The organism is Herbaspirillum sp. DW155, assembly GCF_037076565.1.
Classification (GTDB): Bacteria; Pseudomonadota; Gammaproteobacteria; order Burkholderiales; family Burkholderiaceae_D; genus Herbaspirillum.
Map to the genome: position 1 here is coordinate 3,890,542 of NZ_AP029028.1, position 23,473 is coordinate 3,914,014.

General features: G+C 60.6%; 20 protein-coding genes. 3 read left to right on the forward strand and 17 right to left on the reverse strand.

Annotated features, from left to right (window positions below; translation table 11 throughout):
- The 9 genes from AACH55_RS17695 to dacB all read right to left on the reverse strand — a co-directional run bounded on the left by AACH55_RS17695 (nt 1) and on the right by dacB (nt 8,901).
- Nucleotides 1–567 (reverse strand): DUF5625 family protein, encoded by a 567-nt coding sequence (locus AACH55_RS17695; protein WP_338715973.1) that lies wholly within the window; start codon nt 565–567, stop codon nt 1–3.
- Between the two features lie 194 nt (nt 568–761).
- Nucleotides 762–1,328 (reverse strand): hypothetical protein, encoded by a 567-nt coding sequence (locus AACH55_RS17700; protein WP_338715974.1) that lies wholly within the window; start codon nt 1,326–1,328, stop codon nt 762–764.
- Nucleotides 1,329–1,375: 47 nt separating this feature from the next.
- Nucleotides 1,376–2,080 carry a hypothetical protein gene (locus AACH55_RS17705; RefSeq protein ID WP_338715975.1) on the reverse strand — a complete coding sequence of 235 codons (705 nt, stop codon included), beginning with the start codon at nt 2,078–2,080 and terminating at the stop codon, nt 1,376–1,378.
- A gap of 13 nt (nt 2,081–2,093) precedes the next feature.
- Nucleotides 2,094–2,660 (reverse strand): DUF5625 family protein, encoded by a 567-nt coding sequence (locus tag AACH55_RS17710; protein WP_338715976.1) that lies wholly within the window; start codon nt 2,658–2,660, stop codon nt 2,094–2,096.
- 25 nt (nt 2,661–2,685) lie between these two features.
- Complete coding sequence (locus AACH55_RS17715) at nt 2,686–3,528, reverse strand: hypothetical protein (RefSeq protein WP_338715977.1); 843 nt, start codon at nt 3,526–3,528, stop codon at nt 2,686–2,688.
- Nucleotides 3,529–3,635: 107 nt separating this feature from the next.
- Nucleotides 3,636–5,087: an HlyD family type I secretion periplasmic adaptor subunit gene (locus AACH55_RS17720; RefSeq protein WP_338715979.1), complete on the reverse strand. Its 1,452-nt coding sequence runs from the start codon at nt 5,085–5,087 to the stop codon at nt 3,636–3,638.
- On the reverse strand, nt 5,044–6,903 hold the full coding sequence (locus AACH55_RS17725) for a peptidase domain-containing ABC transporter (RefSeq protein ID WP_338715980.1): 1,860 nt from the start codon (nt 6,901–6,903) through the stop codon (nt 5,044–5,046). The genes AACH55_RS17720 and AACH55_RS17725 overlap by 44 nt, the downstream gene beginning before the upstream one ends.
- Nucleotides 6,872–7,210 (reverse strand): hypothetical protein, encoded by a 339-nt coding sequence (locus AACH55_RS17730; protein ID WP_338715982.1) that lies wholly within the window; start codon nt 7,208–7,210, stop codon nt 6,872–6,874. The genes AACH55_RS17725 and AACH55_RS17730 overlap by 32 nt, the downstream gene beginning before the upstream one ends.
- 251 nt (nt 7,211–7,461) lie before the next feature.
- Nucleotides 7,462–8,901, reverse strand: a complete 1,440-nt coding sequence (dacB, locus tag AACH55_RS17735) for a D-alanyl-D-alanine carboxypeptidase/D-alanyl-D-alanine-endopeptidase (protein ID WP_338715983.1) — start codon at nt 8,899–8,901, stop codon at nt 7,462–7,464.
- Nucleotides 8,902–9,237: 336 nt separating this feature from the next.
- Here dacB and AACH55_RS17740 point away from each other — a divergent pair, with 336 nt between their 5' ends.
- The gene (locus AACH55_RS17740; RefSeq protein ID WP_338715984.1) at nt 9,238–10,554 is read left to right on the forward strand and encodes a diguanylate cyclase; all 1,317 of its coding nucleotides are present in this window, start codon (nt 9,238–9,240) and stop codon (nt 10,552–10,554) included.
- A gap of 134 nt (nt 10,555–10,688) precedes the next feature.
- Here the strand turns inward: AACH55_RS17740 and AACH55_RS17745 are convergent, their stop codons facing one another.
- Nucleotides 10,689–10,871 (reverse strand): hypothetical protein, encoded by a 183-nt coding sequence (locus AACH55_RS17745; RefSeq protein ID WP_338715986.1) that lies wholly within the window; start codon nt 10,869–10,871, stop codon nt 10,689–10,691.
- 423 nt (nt 10,872–11,294) lie between these two features.
- On the opposite strand from AACH55_RS17745, the gene AACH55_RS17750 reads away from it, so the two are divergent.
- Entirely contained in the window at nt 11,295–11,462 is a 168-nt protein-coding gene (locus AACH55_RS17750; RefSeq protein WP_338715987.1) for a hypothetical protein, read from the forward strand.
- Between the two features lie 298 nt (nt 11,463–11,760).
- The gene (mgtA, locus tag AACH55_RS17755; RefSeq protein ID WP_338715988.1) at nt 11,761–14,523 is read left to right on the forward strand and encodes a magnesium-translocating P-type ATPase; all 2,763 of its coding nucleotides are present in this window, start codon (nt 11,761–11,763) and stop codon (nt 14,521–14,523) included.
- An 88-nt stretch (nt 14,524–14,611) separates the two neighbouring features.
- Here mgtA and AACH55_RS17760 read toward each other — a convergent pair whose 3' ends face one another.
- From AACH55_RS17760 to AACH55_RS17790, 7 genes are all read right to left on the reverse strand, one after another.
- On the reverse strand, nt 14,612–15,730 hold the full coding sequence (locus tag AACH55_RS17760; protein WP_338715989.1) for a HAMP domain-containing sensor histidine kinase: 1,119 nt from the start codon (nt 15,728–15,730) through the stop codon (nt 14,612–14,614).
- A complete protein-coding gene (locus tag AACH55_RS17765; protein WP_338715990.1) occupies nt 15,727–16,362 on the reverse strand; it encodes a chemotaxis protein CheB in 636 nt (211 codons plus the stop codon). The genes AACH55_RS17760 and AACH55_RS17765 overlap by 4 nt, the downstream gene beginning before the upstream one ends.
- On the reverse strand, nt 16,359–17,210 hold the full coding sequence (locus AACH55_RS17770) for a CheR family methyltransferase (protein ID WP_338715991.1): 852 nt from the start codon (nt 17,208–17,210) through the stop codon (nt 16,359–16,361). Before AACH55_RS17770 ends, AACH55_RS17765 begins: the two co-directional genes overlap by 4 nt.
- Nucleotides 17,195–20,677, reverse strand: coding sequence for a response regulator (locus AACH55_RS17775; protein WP_338720338.1), 3,483 nt, complete (start codon nt 20,675–20,677; stop codon nt 17,195–17,197). Before AACH55_RS17775 ends, AACH55_RS17770 begins: the two co-directional genes overlap by 16 nt.
- Nucleotides 20,678–20,949: 272 nt before the next feature.
- Nucleotides 20,950–21,609 carry a DUF1345 domain-containing protein gene (locus AACH55_RS17780; RefSeq protein WP_338715993.1) on the reverse strand — a complete coding sequence of 220 codons (660 nt, stop codon included), beginning with the start codon at nt 21,607–21,609 and terminating at the stop codon, nt 20,950–20,952.
- A 92-nt stretch (nt 21,610–21,701) separates the two neighbouring features.
- A complete protein-coding gene (locus tag AACH55_RS17785) occupies nt 21,702–21,920 on the reverse strand; it encodes a hypothetical protein (RefSeq protein ID WP_338715994.1) in 219 nt (72 codons plus the stop codon).
- Between the two features lie 108 nt (nt 21,921–22,028).
- Nucleotides 22,029–23,465, reverse strand: a complete 1,437-nt coding sequence (locus AACH55_RS17790; RefSeq protein ID WP_338715995.1) for a sensor histidine kinase — start codon at nt 23,463–23,465, stop codon at nt 22,029–22,031.
- Between the last annotated feature and the right edge of the window lie 8 nt (nt 23,466–23,473).

Consider the following 23,473-nt stretch of genomic DNA (forward strand, 5'->3'; position numbering starts at 1 on the left):
TTAGTATTTTCGATTATCTTTTTCAAAGGCAAACAACGTCATAAAATCGATCTCAGGAACCGCCACTGCATTCTCAAGACGGATGCGATATACGCCAGCGGGGAGCCTCTCCATGAACAAAGCATTTGCATACCAGGTCTCCGCTCCATTGTCGGCGTCCCGACTGAATTTCAGGGATCGTTCCGTGACCAATCGGTCGATGTGAACATCGTTTTTTAAATCAACCGAGTCAATCAGCAGTCGGATTTTTACGGGGTAAGGCTTATGCGGCTCTCTCCAAGCGATGTAACCCTGATAGAGCCGATATAAGGCTTCTTTCTTTTCTTCGGGCCAGTTCTGCTTTAAGACAAAAATCAGATACAGGCCATAAGCACGGTCAGTCTCTTCAACCCGGACCAGCACATCAATTTTCTCCCCACCCTTCTGCAACGGAAAAGGAGTGTGGTATCGACTCTCATGTATCTTTCCGGATACCTGTTCATCCTTTCCCTCCATCGCCAAAGCCTTTGCCGCAAAAGCCAACCCGACAAGGGCCATTATTTTTCTAAGTTTTTTCTTGACCATCATCAATTTCCTTTTTGAATATTGTTCAGCAGCGCTTCTCATCCTCCGCCTCATTGATAGCCCGTACCATCCACGTAAATAAGCTCCATCCAGACATGACCGGCAGACGACGGAACAACACTTCCATCCTGGTGCCGATAATCTGTACCAGGTTTCTCAACATGAATCTTCAGCATCGTAGTGCTCATTTTTCCTCCTTAATGTTTGCTGAGATCTTTCTCGAAAGTGATCAGTGTGTCGAAGTCGATCTCTGGCACGGCTGCCCTATTCTCAAGACAAATGCGGTATACGCCAGCAGGAAGCCGTCCCTGGAAAAGGATTTGCGAAAACCAGATGTCCTCACCGTTATTGACGTCCCGGATGTATAGGGGATATCTCTCCGCCACCAATCGGTCGATATGGACAGCATTTTTCAGGTCTACAGAATCGATCTGAAGATGGATTTTTACTGGATACGCCTTGACTGTTTCCCGCCCGTCGACAAATCCCTTGAAAAGCCGGTATAACGATTCCTTTCTTTCCTCCGGCCAGTTTTTCTTCAAAACAAAAATCAAATACAAGCCGTATGCTCGCTGGGTCTCTTCGACCCGCACCAGCACATCCAATTTTTCTCCGCCCTTTTGTAGAGGGAAGTGAGTGTGGTATCGACTCTCATGTATCTTTTCAGATACCTGCGCGTCCTTCCCAAACGCCGGCAAGGTCTTTATCGAAAGACCCAACCAAACCAAGGCCATTATTTTTCTAAGTTTTTTCTTGACCATCATCAATTTCCTTTTTGAATATTGTTCAGCAGCGCTTCTCATCCTCCGCCTCATTGATAGCCCGTACCATCCGCGTAATTGGTGCCATCCTGTTGCACCGGCACCGGCGGAGATAAAGGCCCGACAGTAATCGTTCCGCGTGGCAGGTAGGCATCTTCAGCGGGAACCGGCGAGACTGAAATCCAGGGCGCTGGCGCAGCCCACCACCAGTCATTGAAGGGTGACACCATTGGCTCTTCCATCACTGGCTGAACGTCCCGGGACTCGACGTTGAGCAGCCCGCCGCCGGGGATCAGGGGGTTCTTCAGATTGGAAAAATTGTCGATATTGCTCATGGGGTGGAGGTCGCCTTCGAAGCGCTCAGGGTTCATCCCTACTTGTTGAAGACCCTTCCAGACGAAATCGACACAGCTGTTTGTCACTGCGTGGTAGTGAGCTTTGTCGAAGCCATATTCCTCAGGCAAACTAATGAAACGCTCCAGCGCTTTAGCTTGTCCCTCGGTAATTACATAGGTAGCTGAAAAGTAGGAATCACCAGCATAAGATTCGCGGTCCGATTCAAATATCTTCCCTTCAACAGAAGCAACGCTAGTCTTGGCCAAAGAAGGTCCGAATCCGGCCTGAATTGAAGTCCCATCAGACCTAACCAACTCCATCCAAGCATGACCTGCCAACGAGGGCGAAACTTCACCGTCAGGATTTTTGTACAATGTTCCAGGAGCTTCAATGTGAAGCTTCAGTAATGCGTTTCCCATGTTTTATTCCTATTTAAAATTTCCGAGTATCTTTTTCGAATGCAAATAGGGTGGAAAAATCGATTTGCGGCGCTGCGGCCAGATTTTCTAAGCGAACCCGATAGGTACCCTCCTGCAAAACACCGAAATGCAGCTTTTGCGCTCGCCATATTTCTTTACTCAGATTCGAGGACTGGCTGAATGCGGGACTTCGTTCCGTGATGATTAGATCAAAGCTTTTTTGATTGCTTTTCTCGACAGGATCTATGCGCAAGCGAACCTTGAAGGGATAAGCCAGGGTTCCCTCATCTCCAAAGACCCATCCCCTGTGCACCCTTCGCAAGTCTTCTTTTTTGTCCATTGACCAACTCAGATCTTCGACCAAAATCAGATAAAAACCATACGCCCGCTTGGTCTTCTCCACTTTGACCAAGATATCAATCGTCTCCCCTCCTTTCTGCACTGGGAAAGGCATATGAAATCCACTCTCATGGACCTTCCCTGACACTGGCAGATCTGTCGCCTGTACAGAGGGAATAGGGACAGCAGAAGCCATTCCGATCAGCACCATCAACTTTCTAAGTTTCTTCTTGACCATCATCTTTCATCTCCTTGTTTTCTTAATTTCAGTACTTGCGGTTATCTTTTTCAAAAGCGAACAGCGTAGCGAAGTCAATTTGCGGAACGGCGGCCAGATTTTCCAGGCGAACCCGATAGACTCCAGTTGGCAGAGCGCTCATAAAAAGCACTTCAGCTCGCCAAGTCTCGCGACCTTCATTGACTGATCGTCCGTATCGAGGAGCACGTTCAGCCACGACCTCATCAATATGAATCTCGTTTTCAGGATCTACCGAATCGATCTTCAAACGGACTCTAGAACCCATTTCATAAATAGGCGTGAGTGCGAGCGAGTCCCGTTTGGGATGAAGTGCAAGGCGCGAATTTGGGTCAAGACTGGGCGTCTTGACCCAAATTCGTAACGCAGCAATTCGCCCAAACGGGCCGCTCCCTCCGGGTTCTGTCCAGAAAGGGCGCTGGCCGCGTTGCGCTCCTTGCGTGTGGCACCGCCACACGACGCGTCGCGCGCCTTGCCAGCGCCCTTTCTGGACAGAACGCATCTCACGCCTATTTATGAAATGGGTTCTAATAGGGTAAGGAAGTGTTCCCGTATCGCCGCCCACCCAGCCATAAAAAATCCGACGCAGATCTTCCTTTTTTTGTATCGGCCAGATTTTTTCTTCCACCAGAATCAGATAGAACCCATAAGCTCGATCCGCCTTGTCGACCCTCACCAATACATCCAACTTTCCCCCTGCTTTCTGTACCGGAAAAGGCATATGAAATCTGCTCTCATGAATCGCCCATGACACGGGCAGCTCTGATGCCTTTACAGAGGGCACAGGAACAGCACAGACCATCCCAATCAGAACCATCAACTTTCCAATTTTTTTCCAGACCATCAATTTCATCTCCTGTCAGATTCTTCGTTGTCCTGTCATTACGCCGACTTATCCGTAGCACCTCCTTTTCTGTCATTGATAAATTTCTCTGCCATATCAGAATCAGCAACCCACAATCACCGTGTCTTCATCCCTTCATCAAGATTCCTGATAATGGGCGCCAGCAAAAATTCGACCACTCGCCTGCGGTCCGTCACGATGTCGGCTTGCACGCTCATCCCGATGCCCACCGCATGACGCACGCCATTACGCTCCAGCGCAGTACTCTCAGGCTTGATGTGCAGTCGATACATCAAGCCGCCTTTGACTGGAAGGCCGGGCGGCTCCACTCCCTTGGCCGCTGTGGCCGCATCGGCACCGCCTGATGCCCGCAGCTCCGCATCGGGGCTGATCCAGGTCACCACGCCAGACAAGGTTCCATACTGCTGGTAAGGAAAGGCATCCACTTTGATATCGACCCGCTGCCCGACGCGCACGAAGCCGGCATCCTCGTTCGATAGCGCGGCCTCTATCAACAAGGGCATCCCCTCCGGGACGATGCTGGCTATGACCTGGCCAGGTGTCACCGCCCCGCCCAAGGTGGTCACGGACAGGCTCTGCACCTGCCCGTCCACGGGCGCGTGCAGCCTTTTCTGCCTCAGCAGTTGTTCGATCCGGGCTTGATCGCTTTGGGCCGCGACCATCAGGGCGGTTTTTTCCTGCGCTTGCGCCAGCAGCGAACTGCGGTACTCCGCTTCCAGAAATTGCAGGCGTTGCTGGGCTGCCAGATATTCCTGCCTCGCCGCCTGCGCCGATGCACGCTGTGAAGCCAGTTCGCCTGCCAGGCTGTTGGCGTTGTCCTGCAATCGCAGATACTCGAAGTGGGCGATGGACTCTCCCGCGTATGGACGCACCCTTTCCACACGTTCGCGCGCAGACTGAAGATTGGCCTGCAGCTTGGCGATCACGGCCGTGGCAGCCGCCTGCTGCATCAGGCGATGCTGACGATTGCGCTCGGCCTCGGCGACCCTGGATTGATGGGCGTGTCGCTGTGCGGTGAACAAGGCCCGTTGTGCGGCGATGCTTTCCGGCAGTGCGTCGGCGACATCGAAGACGGGCTCGCGCTCTTCCAGTTCGGCCTGCAAACGCTCCCGCTCCAGCCGCAACTGGATCAGCTTCTGCGTCACCGCCTTGTGTTCTGCCCGGTTGATGGTGTCATCCAGTTCAACAATCAGGTCGCCCGCTTTCACACGCTGCCCCTCCTTGACATGGATGGCGCGCACCAGAGAGATTTCTGTGGCGTGCAATAGCTGGGTTTTTCCCTCGGGAACCAGCTTGCCCGGCGCGCTCGCGGCCACATCGATCCTGGCCAGGCACGCCCAGATCGACAGCACGGCCAACAAGCTGATCAACATCCACAGCACCGGTCTTCCTGGCGCAGGCTCCCATGGCCCGGGCGGGGTCTTCCATGCGTCCCGTGCGTTGACACTCACGGCCAAGGCTTGAGCGCGACGACGCAAGCGGTCCCGTCCCTGAATGAGCCATTCAACGGCCGGCCGCACGCTTGCCCTCCTGATCTTGCTGCCCATCCATGGTGTAGAGACGACGATACAAACCGTCCCGCTGCATGAGTTCCTCGTGCTTGCCCGCCTCGACAAACCGTCCCTGATCCAGCACCAGGATCTTGCTGGCATGCCTTACCGTGCTCAGCCGGTGCGCGATGACGAACACCGTGCAATGGGGAAAGGCATGGCGCAGATTGTTCTGCACGCGGCGTTCAGATTCGTGGTCGAGGGCGCTGGTGGCCTCATCGAGGATGAGTATGCGGGGCCGCGCATACACGGCCCTGGCAATGGCGATCTTCTGGCGCTGGCCACCCGAGAGCAAAATCCCGCCGCGCTCACCGACAACCGTGTCATACCCCTGAGGCAGGGCCATGATGAAGGCGTGGGCGTCCGCCAGTTCGGCTGCGGCCACGATGGCCTCAAGATTCGTGTCGCCGTCGCTGATGGCGATGTTCTCGCCGATGGTGCCGCTGAAGAGGAAGATGTCTTGCGGCACCACGCTGATCTGGGCGCGCAAGGTGAGCGGATCATGGTGATCCATATCGATGCCATCGACCAGTATCTGTCCTTGCGTGGGTCGATACAATCCATGCAGCAGCTTGGCCAGTGTACTCTTGCCGCCTCCGCTGCGCCCGACGATGCCGATGATGTCGCCCGGCGCCGCCACCAGGGAGAGGCCATCAAGGACGACCGGCGCTTGCGGAGAATACCGAAACACCAGGTCGGTAAGCTGCACATCCCCTCTCACCTCATCAGTCGCGGTCCGGGCACTACCCGCGTCCGACTCAGGCGGGACATTCATGATCTGGCCCAGTTCATCGCTGGACAGGCTCAATTGCTGCAGCTCCTGCCACACCTGGACCACATGAGTCACCGGGTGGATGAAGCGCAAGGCCAGCATCTGGAATGCGATCACCTGTCCCACCGTCAGTTGACCATCCAACACCTGATGAGCACCCAGCCACAAGACCGCTAATACCACTGCGCGCTGTACCAACATATTGAAAGCCGCATTCATGCTGCTCAAGCCACTGGCCTCCCGGGTCGCCGCAACCTGTTCGGACAATGCCTGTTGCCAACGCGACTGCATGGCATTTTCAATGGCGAGGGCCTTGATGGCGTGGATGCCAGAAACCAGTTCGAGCAAGACACTACTCGCCCTGGAAGCCATCTCATGCTTGCGGGCCAGTGTGCGGCGCATCAGTGGGCGTACCACCAGTGAAAAAACGATCAGCACAGGAACCGCCAGCAGCACCACCACCGTGAGAGTGGCGCTATAGCTGAACATGACCGCCACGAACACCAACGTGAAGATCAGATCGACCAGACCGGAGAAGGACGAGCCCGCCAGGATCTGGCGTATCGGTTCCATCTCTCTGGTTTGAGAAAGCAGGACACCCATCGGCCTCGATTCGAAATACCGCAGCGGCAGACGGAGAAGATGTCTTACCACACGCATGCCGAGCAAGGCGTCGATACGCGATGAGACATAGGCCAGCAGACGCGCGCGCAGTATCGAGAACGTTGCTTCGAAGCCGATCAGCACGATCATGGCGACACCCAGCACATGCAAGCTGGCCAGGTTGCGGTGATTGAGTACCTTGTCAATGATCATCTGGCTGAACAGCGGAACGGCTAATGCAAATATCTGCAACGCCAGTGATGCGAAGAGGATTTCCGCTGCGACGGAACGTCTCTCCAGCAAGGGCCGCATCAATTCACTGAGGTCAAAGTTCTTGTCCTTTTCTGCTGTATCCCGCAGGGCATCCAGTTCAATCAGCTGCAGCGGCAGACGGCCCCGGAACGCCTCATGACTGAGGATGCGCGGACGATCCGGCACCCCCTGGATCGAACAGCACCAGTTGCCGTGAGTCCATCCTGATCAGGAGTTGATAGTCCTGCCCTTCCCACTCCAGCAAAGCCGGCAATCTGATGCGTCCTTGCCGGATGCCGTCCAGACGTCTCACCCGGCCCCGCATCGCATAGCGACGCGCCATTTCGACGACAGCGCCTGGCCGTCCTGAGACCAGAGTGGCGTTCCCGTCCATCCCTGCCGGCATCGCGATTCCCAGCGTGGATGCTGCTACGCGCAGGCAGGCCAGCACACGTTGCATGCCTTTGTCGATTGATCCATCGGATGACTTCATGTCTACCTCCTCGTTTTGGTGCTGCGGCAAGCCCCTTCGCTAGAAGGTCGAGCCAGGTCAACTGCCAAGCGCAACGATATTTGCAAATGAGAATCATTATTATTGCCTAATAGGGAAGCGCTGTTAGAGTCGATCGGCGGAGGAGAAATACTTAAGGCAAAAACAATGGACGCAAGATCAAAAAAAAACCGCCGTTCCTCGCGGATCGGCGGTTCTTCGAACAGAACCCTTCTGTATGGATCAGTATCGGCCTAGCCGTTCTCGTACACCCACTGCAACAAGGCATCCTGCGCCTGCTGCCCGTTGGGCGCAGCAGCGTGATTGATCAGGAACACCACCACATAGGTCTTGCCCGAGGCCGCCTGCACATAGCCCGCAATCGATCTCACGTCATTGAGCGTGCCGGTCTTGATGTGCGCCTGGCCGGCCACGCTTTGCGTCTTCAGGCGGCGGCGCATGGTGCCGTCATAGCCCACCAGCGGCAGCGAAGAGACGAACTCCGGCATCAGCGGCGAGCGATACGCCTGCACCAGCACACTGGCCAGCAGCGCCGGCGTCACGCGGTCCACGCGCGAGAGGCCGGCGCCATTCTCGATCACCAGACCAGTGGTGTCGATGCCCTTGTCGCCGAGCCAGCCACGCACCGCACGCGCGCCATTGACGGTATCCCCGGGCTGGGCGCTCATTTCGGCGCCCAGCGTCAAGAGCACCTGGCGCGCCATCACGTTATTGCTGTACTTGTTGATGTCGCGGATGACTTCCGGCAACGGCGGCGACTGCACTTCCACCATCAGCCGCGCCGATGGTGTGACCTGGCCGCTGAGCACCCGTCCCGCAAAACTGCCGCCCAGGTCCGCCCACATCTGCACGAAACTTGCGCCCACGTACTGCACGTTGTTCATGCGATAGGGATGCACATACCACACGCGCGGACCGCAATCGGCCGCATAGCTGCCGGCGAAATTGACAGCGCTGGCATCGTTGTTCATCTTCAGCTTGCCCTGCCAGTCGCCGCACGGCTCCTGCGACAGGCGCGGCGGCGTGAGGGTGATGCCGGCCATGGGCGGGTCCATGCTGACGTTGACGACGCCATTGGCCGCATCCGGCTCGAAGCGGAAGGCCTGGGTACGGTAATTCAACAGCAAGGCGTCAGGGCCGGCGTTGTAGGGCTTCAGCGGGTCGCCATCGAACTGCGACGGGTCATAAGCGGACTCGGCAAAATAGCTGCGGTCCAGCAGCAGATTGCCGCGAATGTCCTTGATGCCGCGCGCACGCAACTGGCGCAGGAACAGCCAGAAATTCTCCAGCACCAGCTTGGGATCACCACCGCCCTTGAGGATCAGGTCGCCATTGAGCACGCCGCCGGAAAGAGTGCCATCGATGTAGGCCTGGGTCTTCCAGGTATAAGTCGGGCCGAGGATCTCGAGCGCGGCATCGGTGGTCACCAGCTTCATCACCGAGGCCGGATTGAAGGGCTGCCCCGTATTGTTGGAGGCCAGCACGCGCTTGCCACTCTCGGCATCGACCACCACCACACCGGTACTCTGCTGCGGGATGCGGGCCACGCGCAGGGCCCCTACCACGGAGGGCGGCAGCCCCTGCGCGCAGACGGCGGTGCTGGTCAGCAAGGCCAGGGCAACGGTGGAAAAAGCAAGACGGGGACACTGCACGATACGGGGGAAGCGGAACATGATTCAGACGAAAGTGAGGAGCAGGCATTATAGGGGATGCGGTGCAAGTCGCCGTCACGCACAGGCGACCCGCTGGCAGAGGACATCAGTACGTCACCTTGCGATGCCACACTCGCAGTCGCAAGGCCCGGTCATCAATGACAGATGCCTGCCGGAAACGGTTCCCCGGCGCGGGCAAAGCAGGGCCGGGCTTGGGCAGGACTGGCTTGCAGAAAGCCGTCCGATGGCGTTACGCTGCGTTACTGAAAGTCATGCCGACCATGTAATCATTGCGTACCTGCCGCACGATGGTCGCTGCCCGGCTGACAGTGCCCGCGGACCAGACGAAAGAAAAACATGAACATGTCTTCCCCCTCCAACCCCGATTGCAAATCCGCGCGGCCCTCATTGCCCGGACTGCTGCGCCTGCTGCGGGACGTGCTCAATCCCCTCGCGCTGTATCGCCAGCGCCCGACACGCGCCGACGATGCCGCTACCGCCTTGCTGGCCGGCAAGGGTGTGCGCTTCGTGCAGCGCATCTATCGTTTGCGGGTGATCGGCCTGGGGGTGGGATTTTTCTGCGTCGCTGCCGGTTTCGTCCAGCATCCTGTCGCGTGGCCGCTGTGGCTGCTGCTGGTCGCGCATGGCTACGTGTGGCCGCACGCGGCGCGCCTGTGGGCGCTCAAGAGTCGCATTCCCTATCGCGCCGAACGGCGCAATCTGGTCATCGATGCCGCCTTCGGCGGCTTCTGGATCGCCGCGCTCCAGGGCAACCTGGTCCCCAGTGCGGTCATCCTCTCGATGTTGTCGATGGACAATATCGCCGCAGGCGGGCTGCGGCTGTTCATGCGCGGGCTGTATGCCAGCCTGCTCGCGGGTGTACTGGGGTGGTGGCTGCTGCAGGCGCAATTCCAGCCGCAGTCGGACCTCAACACCATCCTCGCCTGCCTGCCCATGATGGCGCTCTATCCACTGGCCTTGGGACAGTCGACCTATCTGATGTCCAAGAAGCTGGCCGAGCGTTCGCGTCAGTTCGAGATCGTCAGCCAGCTCGATGGCCTCACGCTGCTCTTCAACCGCCGCTATTGGGAAAGCCTGCTGCTGGGCGAATTCGAACGCCGGCGCCGCCAGAAACCGGCGGACGCACAGACCTTCCTGCTGTTGCTGGACCTGGACCACTTCAAGAGCATCAACGATACCTACGGCCACCTGATCGGTGACGAGGTGTTGCGCAACTTCGCGCGCCTGCTGCGCACCAGGCTGCGCGAGGATGACTGGATCGGTCGCTATGGCGGCGAGGAATTCGGGGTGATCCTGCGTGACGTCCTGCCTGGCGAAGCGCTGGCATTGTCACAGCGGGTGATCGACGCGGTACGCAACCGCAATGATGAAAATAATTTATATGGTTGTACCGTCAGCGCCGGACTGGTGCCCTTCTCCCCGGACATGGAGGCCCATTTCGTCTGGCTGCAACGGGCTGATCATGCCATGTACTGCGCCAAGGAAAGTGGCCGGGATCGTCTGGTGGTCTGGCATCCGGGACTGGAACGCACGCAGGGCGCCCCCAATCAAGCGCCGCCGCCCTGCTGCGCGAGGCCTGCCGGCGACGACTCCACCAAAACGATGGACGCAAAAAAGGCCGATGTTTTCGGGGCCGCCACGAGACCACTGTGAAAACATCGACCTAGGGAAACCAAGGCGGGGCAATCGGCATGACGGAATGATAGGCGTACTTCGCTAGAAAAATGCCTGCGCCGATGCCCCGGCCACTGCCGCAACGAGCGGCAAAGCGGGCCGCAGAAAGCCCGCTAAATTAGCACTGGCAGTGCTTCCAGTACTAAAAGGGCGAGCAGCGCGCCGAAGACCGCGCCCACTGCTCTCAAACTGGTACGGACCACCCGTGAAGCCACCGGTACCTCCCCGCAGAGCAACAGTCCGGCCAAAGCCATGGGGAGGAAGAACATCAGATTGTTCATGATGAGGTTGGGCATGATACGTCTCCTGGGCGAGTTTATTGGTCTTGCGCGGACTACTGCGCAGTCTCTCGTTGATGGCTTGCCTCGGTTCGAGTATATGCCGTACACCATAGAAGACAAGGCTCACCGGGCGAGAATCGTTGCTGCACAGCAGCGTACAAAGCGCCGGAGTGCGGCTTCTTCCATCACATCGTGAAGCAAAAAGCTTGCTCTCAAGTCTGTTGCAGATGCACAAATTTTCCGCATCAGGCGGGATTTGCCTTGACCCTGTTTTCCGCGCGGGCGTAGAATTCGCCCGTTTTCATTTTCTGGAGTCCCTCTCATGGGCACTTGTTCGGGTGACAGTTGTTGCCGGTTAATTCCGGGTTAAGCCTAGGCAAGGATTTCAGCAGGACTTTCTCCTGTCGTCATCTTGCACCAGGCAGATGACGGCATTTCATGTCGGCAGCGCACGGCCTTTTTCTGGCCGATATCAGCATCAGCAGCGCCGCCGGCAACGATATTCCCTCACAACGACAGATCGACGATCGACCGCCGCAGACACGGCGTCAGAACGCATGCCGCATCACGACCATCCGACGCCGGCTTGAGCCTGCCGCCGGATGATCCGATGCCGGCGCGCGCGTTGACGCAGCACGTTCCGCATGGCCAGCCGCCATGCGGCTGCACGTCCGCTTGCGCCATCAGGCGCCGATGACAGGGGCTCCGCTCAACCAGGCGGAGGCTGCAATGCGACAGACATATCCATCATGAACACGCGAAGACCCGGCGCGCCGCTGGCCGCCCGTTGATGCGGGGGCCGGCCACGGCGCCCAACCCCATGCCGGCCCGCCCCAGATGCAGGCCGACGCGATGCAAACCGCTTCGTCCACGGGACGAGGCCCAACAAGAAAAGAAGCACGCCATGACTCTGAACCTGCTGAAAGAAACCTTTGTCAGCTTCATCCGCGCACGCGGTATGGATCGCCACTTCCGCCGCCTGGGCATGGACATGTTCCGCAGCGCCCCGGTGACGCGCGACGTCCCGCAACCCCTGGCCGAGCAATTGAGCGATGCCTCCCGCAGCGAGGCCCAGGCCCTGCTGCAGCGCCTGCACACACGGCTGGATGGCCTGACCGAATCGGAAGCCGATGCCATCCGCGAGCACAGCGGCCCCAACGAAGTCGAGCACGAGAAGCCGCTGACGTGGTACGTCCACCTGTGGCACTGCTACAAGAACCCCTTCAACCTGCTGCTGACCCTGCTGGCGGCCGTGTCCTTCTACACCGACGACATGAAGGCCGCCACCGTCATCGGCACCATGGTGGTGGTCTCCACGCTGCTGCGCTTCGTCCAGGAGGCGCGCTCCAACACCGCTGCCGACAAGCTCAAGGCCATGGTCAGCAATACCGCGACCGTGATGCGCCACGACCAGGTGGAAGAGATCGCCGCCGAAGCCCAGCGCTACTTCGACGTGACCCTGCATCCCAAGGGCGCGCGCCGGGTCGAGGTGCCGATCCGCAAGCTGGTGCCGGGCGACATCGTGCTGCTCTCGGCCGGCGACATGATTCCCGCCGACCTGCGTCTGTTGGCTGCCAAGGATCTGTTCGTGAGCCAGGCTGCGATGACCGGTGAATCGCTGCCGGTAGAAAAATTCGTCTCCCCCGGCAACCTCAAGACCAGCAGCCCCCTGGAGCTGGACAACCTGTGCTTCATGGGCAGCAACGTGGTCAGCGGCTCGGCCACGGGCGTGGTGCTGACCACCGGCAAGCGCACCTACTTCGGCGCGCTGGCCGAGCGCGTCACCGCCACCGACCGCACCCCGACGGCCTTCCAGGCGGGCGTGAACAAGGTGAGCTGGCTGCTGATCCGCTTCATGCTGGTGATGACGCCGGTGGTGTTCTTCATCAACGGCTTCACCAAGGGCGACTGGGTGGAGGCTTTCCTGTTCGGCCTGTCGGTGGCCGTGGGCCTCACGCCCGAGATGCTGCCCATGATCGTGACCTCGACCCTGGCCAAGGGCGCGGTGGCGCTGTCGCGCAAGAAGGTGATCGTCAAGCGGCTCGATGCGATCCAGAATTTCGGTGCCATGGACGTGCTGTGCACCGACAAGACCGGCACGCTCACGCAGGACAAGATTTTCCTGGAACGTCATACCGACATCCACGGCGAGCCCGACGATGAAGTGCTGCAATACGCCTATCTGAACAGCTATTACCAGACCGGCCTGAAGAACCTGCTGGACGTGGCCGTGCTGGAGCATGCCGAGCTGCAACGTGAAATGTCCATCGCTTCGGCCTATCGCAAGGTCGATGAAATTCCTTTCGACTTCCAGCGCCGCCGCATGTCGGTGGTGGTGTCCGAGCGCGAGGATCACCATGAGCTGATCTGCAAGGGCGCCGTCGAGGAAATCGTCTCGGTCTGCTCGCGTGCCCGCGTCAATGGCGAAGTGGTGCCGCTGACACCGGCCCTGCTCGAAGAGATCCGTGCCACCACCGGCCGCCTGAACGCCGAGGGCCTGCGTGTGGTGGGAGTCGCTGCCAAGGACTTGCCGCCGACCAAGGAGGTCTACAGCCTGGCCGATGAATCGGACCTGGTGCTGATCGGCTACATCACCTTCCTCGACCCGCCCAAGGAATCGACCGCTCCGGCCCTGGCCGCCCTTCGCGCCCACGGCGTGAAGGTCAAGATCCTGACCGGCGACAATGAACTGGTCACCGCCAAGATCTGCCGCGAGGTCGGACTGGAGGTCAAGGGCATGCTGCTGGGTTCCTATGTGGAAAAGATGAGCGATGCCGAACTGTCGCAGGCGGTGCAAACCGTGACCGTCTTCGCCAAGCTCTCGCCGGCCCACAAGGAGCGCATCGTGCGCGTGCTGCATGACCGTGGCCACGTGGTCGGTTTCATGGGCGACGGCATCAACGACGCCCCGGCCCTGCGTGCCGCCGACATCGGCATCTCGGTGGATACGGCGGTCGATATCGCCAAGGAAGCGGCCGACCTGATCCTGCTGGAAAAGAGCCTGATGGTACTGGAAGAAGGCGTGCTGGAAGGCCGCAAGACCTTCGCCAACATGCTCAAATACATCAAGATGACGGCCAGCTCCAACTTCGGCAATGTCTTCTCGGTCCTGATCGCCAGCGCCTTCCTGCCTTTCCTGCCGATGCTGCCCTTGCATCTGCTGGTGCAGAACCTGCTGTATGACGTCTCGCAGATCTCGATCCCGTTCGACAACGTGGACAAGGAATTCCTGGAAAAACCGCAGCGCTGGGATGCCGGTGACATCGGCCGTTTCATGGTCTTCTTCGGTCCGATCAGCTCGATCTTCGACATCACGACCTTTGCGCTGATGTGGTTCATCTTCGGTGCCAGCTCGCCGGAACATCAAACCCTGTTCCAGTCCGGCTGGTTCATCGAAGGGCTGCTGTCGCAGACGCTGATCGTGCACATGATCCGCACGCGCCGCATCCCCTTCTTCCAGAGCCGCGCCTCATGGCCGCTGATGGGCATGACGCTGGCCATCATGGCCATCGGCATTGCGATCCCGATGACACCGCTGGCGCATTACTTCAAGCTGGAGGCGCTGCCGCTGTCCTACTTCCCGTGGCTGGTGGCGATCCTGGTCGCCTATGCGGTGCTGATTCAGGGGATGAAGGGGTGGTATGCCAAGCGGTATGGGTGGCAGTGAGCGACAGCCTGAGTTCTGAAATGAAAATGCCTGCTCTACGGAGCAGGCATTTTTACGCATAGCGCCCACGCGGCGCAATACGCAGCGCTCACCTGCGCGGCAACCTCACCGTCACCATCGTCTGCACCTGATCGTCAGAAGTCATAGTGATGCTCCCGCCATGCGCCTTGACGATCTGCTGGGCGATGAACAGTCCCAGGCCCAGCCCTTCCTTGCGGCCGATCTCGCGTTCGCCACCACGGAAGGGATCGAAGATCACCGGCAGCAGCGCCGCCGGAATCACGCCGCGATTGGCGATGGTCATCACCACTTCCTGCTCGCTACGGCCATCGATGCCGATGCAGACCGGGCTGCCCGCCACACCATGCTGCAAGGCATTGCCCAGCAGGTTGGCGGCCACCTGTGCCAGGCGGTCGCCGTCCCAATAGCCGTTGTCATCCCCTTCGATACGACGCTCGATGATGCTGCCCGGATAGGTGGTCTGGTATTCCTGCACCACCCGTTCGGTAATCTCGCCCAGGCAGGCGCTGGCGCGCGCCAGCGGGATACCGCCGGCCAGACGGGCGCGGGCCAGGTCGAGCATGTTCTCGATCAGCTTGGCCATGCGCTTGCCGCCATTGAGGATCTGTTGCGAGGCCTTCTGCGCCACCTCTTCCTTGTAGGTCCGCTGCAAGAGCGTCGCGGCCATCACCACCGCACTCAAGGGATTGCGCAAGTCGTGGCCGAGAATGGCCACGAACATCTCGTTCATGCGCAGGGTCTCGGTGCGCTCCTGCAATTCCAGCGCCAGCAACTGCTTCTGGCGATACAACTGGAAGAACACCTCGGCCTTGTTGCGCAGGATGTGCGGCTCGATGGGCTTGTAGAGGAAATCCACCGCGCCGCTCTCGTAACCCTTGAACAAGCGGCGCTCGTCGCGCACACCGGCCGTCACGAAAATCAGCGGCACGTTGCGGGTGCGCTCGCTGCCGCGGATCAGCTCGGCCAGCTCGAAGCCATCCATGTCCGGCATCTGCACGTCTAGGAAGGCCAGCGCCACCTCATGCTGCAGCAGCAGTTCGAGCGCTTCCAGGCCCGACCGCGCCAGCAGCAGTTCGACATCATCCCGCCGCAGCAGGGCCGAGAGGGCCAACAAATTTTCGTCGAGATCGTCGACCAACAGGAATTTCACCCGCGGCAGGTCTCTCTCTTTGTGCTTTTCTGTCACCTGCGTTCCTTTTCCTGGTCATTCCCTGTTACGCCCAGGGTGCGCAGCAGATCAGCGATCTGCGGGAGTGTGAGCACATAATCGATCTTCCCCAGTGCCAATGCCTGTGCCGGCATGTAAGGCACCTGTGCCTGTTGCGGACTTTGTACCACGGTGACGCCACCGGCGCGCGCAATGGCCTGCAATCCGGCCGCGCCATCATGATTGCCACCGGTCAGCACGATGCCCAGCAGGCGTTCACGGTAGACATCGGCGGCCGACTCGAAGAGCACGTCAATCGCCGGGCGCGAATAATTCACCAGTTCATCGTTGGACATGGCCAGCAAGGGCCCGTCTTCGCTGCGATCCACCAGCAGATGGTAATCCGGCGGCGCGAAATAGATCACGCCGGGTTCAACCGGCTCCTTGTCCTGCGCTTCCACCACCGGCTGACCGCAGCGGTCGGCAAATATCCTGGCCAGCAGGCTGGGCCGCTCGCGCGGAATGTGCAGCACCACCATCGTGGCCACTCGCGCACCCCGCCGCAGCGCAGGAAGGATCTCCGACAGGGCTTCCACCCCGCCGGCCGAGGCGCCGATGACGATCGCGTCGATGGCCCGTCCACCCAGGGCTGGCAAGGGCAAGGGACTCACAGGTCGCCCTTCTTCTGGAAGATGCGGTCTTCCCGCGCCACTTCATCGAAGGCCACGCCATGCGAGGAAAAGCGCATCGACTCCTTGGAACCCAGCCCCAGGAAGCCCTTGCGTACCAGCGATTCGCGGAACAGCCCGAGCGCACGTTCCTGCAGATGGCGGTTGAAATAGATCAGCACATTGCGGCAGGACACCAGGTGCATCTCCGCAAACACACTGTCGGTGGCCAGGCTGTGGTCGGAAAAGACCACGTTCTTGCGCAGCGATTTATCGAACATCACGGCACCATAGGCGGCCGTATAGTAATCCGAAAGCGAGGTCCGTGCGCCGGATTTCTGATGGTTGCTGGTAAAGCCGGCGATACGGTCCAGATCGTAGACACCGGCTTCCGCCTTCTTCAGGGCGGCCTGGTTGATGTCGGTAGCGTAGATGATGCTGCGTTCAAGCAGCCCTTCCTCGCGCAGCAGGATCGCCAGCGAATAGACTTCCTCGCCGCTGCTGCAGCCGGCCACCCAGATCTTCAGCGAGGGATAGGTGCGCAGCAGCGGCACCACCTTTTCCCTCAGCGCGAGGAAGTAACCGGGATCGCGGAACATCTCGCTGACCTGCACCGTGAGGTAATCCATGAGTGCCGGAAAGACCGCCGCATCATGCAGCACCTTGTCCTGCAATTGCGACAGCGTCTCGCAGTGGAAACGGATCATGGCCGTGGCCAGGCGGCGCTTCAGCGACGCACCGGCATAGCCGCGAAAATCGCAGTGGTACTTGAGGTAGATGGCATCGAGCAGCAACTGCATCTCGATATCGAAATGCCGGTTGGCCAGTGCCTGGTTTATTTCGGCATCCATACGCGTACCAGGGACAGCAGTTTTTCCACATCCAGGGGCTTGGCAATGTAATCGTTGGCGCCTGCGGCCAGACACTTCTCCTGGTCATCCTTCATGGCCTTGGCGGTCAGTGCGATGATGGGCAGGCGCCGCCAGATGGCCTGCTTGCGGATCTCGCGCATGGCGGTCAGTCCATCCATCTCGGGCATCATGATATCCATCAGCACCAGGTCGATCGGCGCGCCGGCTTGCTCCTGGCTGCGCTGCAGAGCTTGCAGGGCTTCGCGGCCATTGCGGGCGATGTCGACCTTCATGCCCTTGGGTTCCAGCACCGAGGATAGCGCAAAGATGTTGCGCACGTCGTCTTCCACCACCAGGATGCGGCGCCCTTCGAACACCGTCTCGCGGTCACGCGCCACCTTGAGCATGCGCTGGCTCTCGGGCGGCAGCGTGGTTTCCACCTGGTGCAGGAACAGCGTCACTTCATCGAGCAGGCGCTCCGGCGAGCGCGCATCCTTGATGATGATGGAGCGCGAGAAGCGGCGCAGGTGCTGCTCTTCCTCGGCCGAGAGCGAACGCCCGGTATAGACGATCACCGGTGGGAAGGCCACGTGCTCCTGCTCGGCCATCTTCTCCAGCAGCTGATAGCCGGAGAGATCGGGCAGGTTCAGGTCCATCACCATGCAGTCGAAGGTGGTCTCGCGCAGGCGCGCCAGCGCATCGGTGGCGGTGCGCACGCCGACCAGGTTGATGTTCTCGCCGGCCAGCAGCTGGCGGATGCTGTCGAGCTGGCGGGCATCATCCTCGACCACCAGCACGTGCCGCAGTCCCTGCAGGAACTTGGCTTCCAGCTTGCGGATGGCGCCCACCAGTTCCTCGCGCTGCACCGGTTTCAAGGCATAGCCGATGGCACCGCGTTCCAGCGCCTCATGCGAATAATCCGCCACCGAGACCACGTGCACCGGGATATGGCGTGTCTTGGGATTGCGCTTGATCTGGTCCAGCACGCCCAGGCCCGAGAAGTCAGGCAGGTTCATGTCCATCAGGATGGCGCTGGGCCGATACATCTCGGCCGCCGCCACGCCCTCGTTGGCCGAATGCGTGACCACGCACTGGAAGCCCATCTCATGGGACAGGTCACGCAGGATCATGGCGAACGCCGCATCATCCTCGATCACCAGGATCAGGCGCGAGGACGATTCGATGCGGTGGCGGTCATCGTCGATGGCGATGTCCTGCAGTTTCACCGGCGCTGCCGGCACTACCTGCAGAGCAGGAATGCGCACGTCCGGTGCAGTGGCCACCTGGGCTGCCTGCAAGGTGGCGGCAGCGCTGGTGGTGGCCGACGACTCGGCGCGGACCACGGCCGACTCGCCGCTGTAGACCTGCGGCAGCGAGAGCGTGAAGATGCTGCCCTCGCCGACCCGGCTCTGCACCTGGATGTCACCGCCCAGCAAATGCGCCAGGTCGCGCGAGATCGACAGGCCCAGACCGGTGCCACCGTACTTGCGGTGGGTGCTGCCATCGGCCTGGCGGAAGGCTTCGAAGATGAACTGGTGCTGGTCGGCGCCAATGCCGATGCCCGTATCGCGCACGGCAAAGGCGATGCGTCCGCCCGCATCCGGATAGATGCGCAGGCTGACCTCGCCCTTCTCGGTGAATTTGATGGCGTTGGAGAGCAGGTTCTTCAATATCTGGCCCAGGCGATGCATGTCGGTTTCCATGCGCTGCGGCACGCCCGCATCGACCTCGACCTTGAAGGCCAGTCCCTTCTGCTGCGCCGTCATGGCGAAACTGGCCTTGAGTTCCTCGGCCATCTTGGCGACCACGAAGGATTCGGCAATGATGTCGAGCTTGCCGGCCTCCATCTTCGACAGATCGAGGATGTCGTTGATCAAGGCCAGCAGGTCGTTGCCCGCCGAGGAAATAGTTTGCGCAAAACGCACCTGTTCCTCGGAGAGATTGCCCTGCTTGTTGTCGGCCAACAGCTTGGCCAGGATCAGGGTGGAGTTCAGCGGTGTGCGCAGCTCGTGGCTCATGTTGGCCAGGAACTCGCTCTTGTACTGGTTGGCGCGTTCCAGCTCGGTGGCCTTTTCCAGCAGCACCACCTGGGTCTTGGCGAGGTCTTCCTTCTGCAGTTCCAGCAGCTGGGTCTGTTCTTCCAGCTGGGCATTGGTTTCTTCCAGTTCGGCCTGCTGGGTTTCCAGGCGCAGTTGCGAGGCTTTCAGGGCCTGGCCCTGCTCTTCCAGCTCTTCATTGTTGACCCGCAGTTCTTCCTGCTGGGCCTGCAATTCCTCGGACTGGCGCTGGGTTTCTTCCAGCAGTTCTTCCAGGCGGGTGCGATCCTTGGAGGAACGCACGGCGATGGCGATCTGGTCCGACAGGCGCGCCAGCAGCTCTTCTTCCTCGGGGCGCACGCGGCGCAGGAAGCCCAGTTCGAACACCGCCTGCACCTGGCCGTCGGCCGCCGCCGGTACGATCAGCAGTTCGCACGGGGCATGACGGCCCACCGAGGAAGACACGGTGAGGTATTGCTCCGGCACCTCCCTGACATGCATCGGGCGGTTGAGCTTGGCGGCCTGGCCCAGCAAGCCCTGACCCTCGCGCAGATGAGGCGGCTGGGCAGTGTCGTCCTCCTCCAGCGCATAGGCCGCGAAGCGCTGGAACTCGCCGCGTTCGGTGCGCAGGTAGATGGCACCGACCTGCGCATTCAGATAGGCCGTGAGGAAAGCCAGCGTGTTCTCGCCCAGCGCGCCCAGACGCTGTTCGCCCTGCAGGCGTTCGGCCAGGCCCATCTGGCCGGCGCGGATCCAGGCCTGCTTTTCGCGGGCGCGATAGTCGCGCGATGTGGTGACGGCGGCCGCCAGGATGAGCACCAGCAGCAAGGCCGATCCGCCCCAGGCTACGGCGGTGGAAAACACCACGGCATCGCGCCAGTCCGACTGGCGGCCGGCCAGAAGCTCACGTTCCTGCTCTTCCATGTCGCGCGTGAGCACGCGCACCCGGTCCATGTACATCTTGCCGCGATCGGACTGCACCACCGCCAGTGCGCCGGCGGTGTCGCCATTGCGGCGGCGGGTGATGGTATCGGCCAGCTCTTCGAGCTTGTCAGCAGCCACGCGCTCCACTTGCGACAGGCGCTGCAACTGGTCGGGGTTGTCGGAGAGCAGTTCGCGCAGCTGGGCGATTTCGCCCGGCAACGCGGCGCGCGCCTGATTGTAGGGACTGAGATAGGACTCGGTGCCGGTCAGCAGGAAGCCGCGCTGACTGGTCTCGGCATCCTTCAAGGTCGACACCAGCACCTGCAGTTGCTCGCGCACCTTCATGGAGTGCGATACCGCATTGGCGGCTTCGCCCCGGCTGACCGAGGCCTCGTAGGTGAACAGGGCGATCAGCAACACGGCCAGGATGGCAACGGCAAAACCGGTCAGCGGCCCCAGGGGCAGCGGTAGTCCGGAAAAGGCGCCCTTGCCCTGGCGCTTCAACATGGCAATACGTTCTTCAGCTTGGCTGGAATAAACCCGCACGGTGCGCTCCGTTGTTGGAATCATTGGTCGAGCTGCGAGGGGCTGTCTGTGGTCTTGCCCCCTCCCCTTGGTATTGCTGACGGGAAAGCCGGGGATTATACGGCCGGCTTCCGGTTTGCGCAGGGCGCCTGCGCATGCGGTGCAAACGCATGCGCACGGCCCTGAACCCGGCTAGGACAAAGCGCCGCCGCGTCGGTTCCGTAACGCTGTCATCCGGGCGCCGACAGGCCGCGTCAATTGCCGGCAAGGCCGGCGGCGATATTGATGGACAAGCCGATGATGGCAGCGTTGAAGACGAAGCAGATCAGCGAGTGCGCCAGCACCGCCTTGCGCATTGCGCGCGTGGCCACGGCCACGTCCGAGGTCTGCACGGCCACGCTGATGGTGAAGGCGAAATACAGAAAATCCCAGTAGCCCGGATTGCGGATGCCGTCCGGAAAGCGCAGCGGCGGCGCATCCGGGTTGTCGTCATCGGCATAGAACAGGCGCGCGTAATGCAGCGTGAAGATGGTGCCGATCAAGGCCCAGGAACCAAAAACGGTGGAGGCCGTGAAGGCGTAGCGCAACAGTCGCCCACCTTCCGTGTGATGACTGCTGCCGCCCAGTTCGACCAGGATGGCCAGCAGACTGGCAATGGCGGCCACGCAGATCATCACCAGCACCACGTGGGCGCTTTCATCCTCGGTCTCGGCCAGTCGCTTGACCGCCCTGGCATCGGCCCGCAGCATCATCAGCCACAGGCTCAGCAGATAGAACCAGACCCCGGCATTCCAGCCGATGAGGCTGCGGCCGATCCAGGTGCTGGCAGGAATGAGGAGGGAGGCGGCGATCCCGACGCCGATGCCGATGAGCAAGCGCGGATGGACCTGGACGATGTGGCGGGCGACGGACATTGTTCTTGTTGATGTGCAGGCTGCGGTAAAGGCGCCATGGATGGGCTGGACATTAGCATGCCCGGCCCGCCCGCGCCAGCCGCGTCCGCTGCCTAGAACTCATGCTCCTTCAACGCCCGCTCGGCACGTTCGCGGGCGCTGGCCAGGGCTTCTTCCTCGGTCGGGAAGATGCCGACGGGAATGTAGGTTTCAGCGATCTCCGGCTCGCGCGAGAGGCGCACGAAGACTTGCGCTTCGTAGCCTTCGTCGGGTTTTTCCACCGCGTCATAGCGGGCGATGTGGGTACCGCTTTGCAATACCTTGTCGGTCATGCTGCCTCCTGTGTCGTCGACGATGAAGTCCGTTGGACACAGCGGCAGGCATGAGGTTCGGCGAGGCAAAGATGCCGTGCGACAAGCGCGACCATCACGGAGAAAGGCTCAGGCAGGCAGCGGGAAACGCACCGTGAAGATGGTGCCCTGCCCCTGCTCCTTGCAGTCCACCGTGATGACGCCGCCATGGTCATGCGCGATCTCGCGCACGATGGCCAGGCCCAGGCCACTGCCGGCGATCTTGTCGTTGGCGCGGTAGTAGCGGTCGAAGATCAGCTCGCGGTGCTCGGGGGCAATGCCGGGACCGGAGTCTTCCACCGAGAGGACGGTTGCGCCCTGCTGTTCCAGGCAGCGCACCGTCACCGTGCCGTGCTGGGGGGAATAGCGCACGGCATTGTCGATGAGGTTGTCGATCAGGTCGGCGAGCAGGAAGCGGTCACCGCGCAGGCGCGCCGGCTGCAGGTCGAAGCCGAGGTCGATCTGCTTCTTGTCGGCCTCTTCGATGAAGTGCTGTACCGATTCTTCCACCAGCTTGTTCAGCGACAGGTCTTCCAGCTTGCGGCTTTCGAACAGACCCGGCTCGGAACGCGCCAGCGCCAGCAGTTGCCGGCTCTGACGGATCATGCGCTCCACCGAGGAATTCATCATTGCCAGCGAGCGGGCGGTATCGGGCTGGTCCTGATGCTTGTCGTGCAGCAGTTCCAGTTGCAGCTTCAGGCCCGTCAGGGGCGTGCGCAACTGATGAGCCACGTCGGCCATGAAATTCTGCTGCGCCTGTTCGCCCTTGCTGATGCGGCCCATCAGCTCGTTCATGGCCACGATCAGCGGTTGCAGTTCCACCGGTGCGCCGATGCCGTCGATGGCACCCAGCTTGCCGTGGCCGCGCTGCTCCAGGTTGCGCTGCAGGCTCTTCAATGGACGCAGGCCACGGCGCACGGCGATCAGCACCACCGACAGCGAACCGAAGGTCAGCGCGCCATCCAGCAGCAGGAAGGACAGCAGGATGGTGTAGTGGGCGCGATCCCGCTTGCGCAGGGTCTCGGCCACGGCCACCGAGATCACGCCATTCTTGACCCGCACCTGCATGGCCGAAATACGGACAGGCTCGCCGCGCATCTCGCCGTCATAGTTGAAGGGACGGTCGAAGATCTCGCTTTCCGGCAATTGCGGGAAACCGCTGTCGCCCACCAGGATCTCGCCCTGGGTGTTGCGCACGGCAAAGAAGGTGGTGTCGGAGTGATTGCTGCGCAGGATCTGCTCGGCCTGCTGGGTCAGCTCGGCAGTGGTGCGCTCCTGGCGATGGCGCACCTGGGCATACAGGCCCCAGGTGGAATCCATCAGGTTCTGGTCGAAGGCATGCTGGGCCGGCAGCCAGGCCAGCCAGTAGGTCAGGCCGGCGCCCACCAGGTTCAGCAGCAGCAGCGGCGCGATCAGCCACTTGAGCAGGTCGCGCCGGATGCTGGCGTGGGTGGGCGATACCGCAGCAGGCGCTGTCTCTGCGCGGCTGGCGGCGCTGGCGGCCGGCTTCTGGTCGATGACCGTCATGGCGCGCC

What these genes read in the sequence shown, in the direction of transcription:
- AACH55_RS17740 (WP_338715984.1), top strand. Translation starts at nt 9,238, where the DNA reads ATGAACATGTCTTCCCCCTCCAACCCCGATTGCAAATCCGCGCGGCCC.
- AACH55_RS17695 (WP_338715973.1), bottom strand. Translation starts at nt 567, where the DNA reads ATGATGGTCAAGAAAAAACTTAGAAAAATAATGGCCCTTGTCGGGTTG.
- dacB (WP_338715983.1), bottom strand. Translation starts at nt 8,901, where the DNA reads ATGTTCCGCTTCCCCCGTATCGTGCAGTGTCCCCGTCTTGCTTTTTCC.
- AACH55_RS17775 (WP_338720338.1), bottom strand. Translation starts at nt 20,677, where the DNA reads ATGTTGAAGCGCCAGGGCAAGGGCGCCTTTTCCGGACTACCGCTGCCC.
- AACH55_RS17705 (WP_338715975.1), bottom strand. Translation starts at nt 2,080, where the DNA reads ATGGGAAACGCATTACTGAAGCTTCACATTGAAGCTCCTGGAACATTG.
- AACH55_RS17780 (WP_338715993.1), bottom strand. Translation starts at nt 21,609, where the DNA reads ATGTCCGTCGCCCGCCACATCGTCCAGGTCCATCCGCGCTTGCTCATC.
- AACH55_RS17710 (WP_338715976.1), bottom strand. Translation starts at nt 2,660, where the DNA reads ATGATGGTCAAGAAGAAACTTAGAAAGTTGATGGTGCTGATCGGAATG.
- AACH55_RS17750 (WP_338715987.1), top strand. Translation starts at nt 11,295, where the DNA reads ATGTCGGCAGCGCACGGCCTTTTTCTGGCCGATATCAGCATCAGCAGC.
- AACH55_RS17730 (WP_338715982.1), bottom strand. Translation starts at nt 7,210, where the DNA reads ATGAAGTCATCCGATGGATCAATCGACAAAGGCATGCAACGTGTGCTG.
- AACH55_RS17745 (WP_338715986.1), bottom strand. Translation starts at nt 10,871, where the DNA reads ATGCCCAACCTCATCATGAACAATCTGATGTTCTTCCTCCCCATGGCT.
- AACH55_RS17720 (WP_338715979.1), bottom strand. Translation starts at nt 5,087, where the DNA reads ATGGGCAGCAAGATCAGGAGGGCAAGCGTGCGGCCGGCCGTTGAATGG.
- AACH55_RS17785 (WP_338715994.1), bottom strand. Translation starts at nt 21,920, where the DNA reads ATGACCGACAAGGTATTGCAAAGCGGTACCCACATCGCCCGCTATGAC.
- AACH55_RS17770 (WP_338715991.1), bottom strand. Translation starts at nt 17,210, where the DNA reads ATGGATGCCGAAATAAACCAGGCACTGGCCAACCGGCATTTCGATATC.
- mgtA (WP_338715988.1), top strand. Translation starts at nt 11,761, where the DNA reads ATGACTCTGAACCTGCTGAAAGAAACCTTTGTCAGCTTCATCCGCGCA.
- AACH55_RS17715 (WP_338715977.1), bottom strand. Translation starts at nt 3,528, where the DNA reads ATGAAATTGATGGTCTGGAAAAAAATTGGAAAGTTGATGGTTCTGATT.
- AACH55_RS17790 (WP_338715995.1), bottom strand. Translation starts at nt 23,465, where the DNA reads ATGACGGTCATCGACCAGAAGCCGGCCGCCAGCGCCGCCAGCCGCGCA.
- AACH55_RS17700 (WP_338715974.1), bottom strand. Translation starts at nt 1,328, where the DNA reads ATGATGGTCAAGAAAAAACTTAGAAAAATAATGGCCTTGGTTTGGTTG.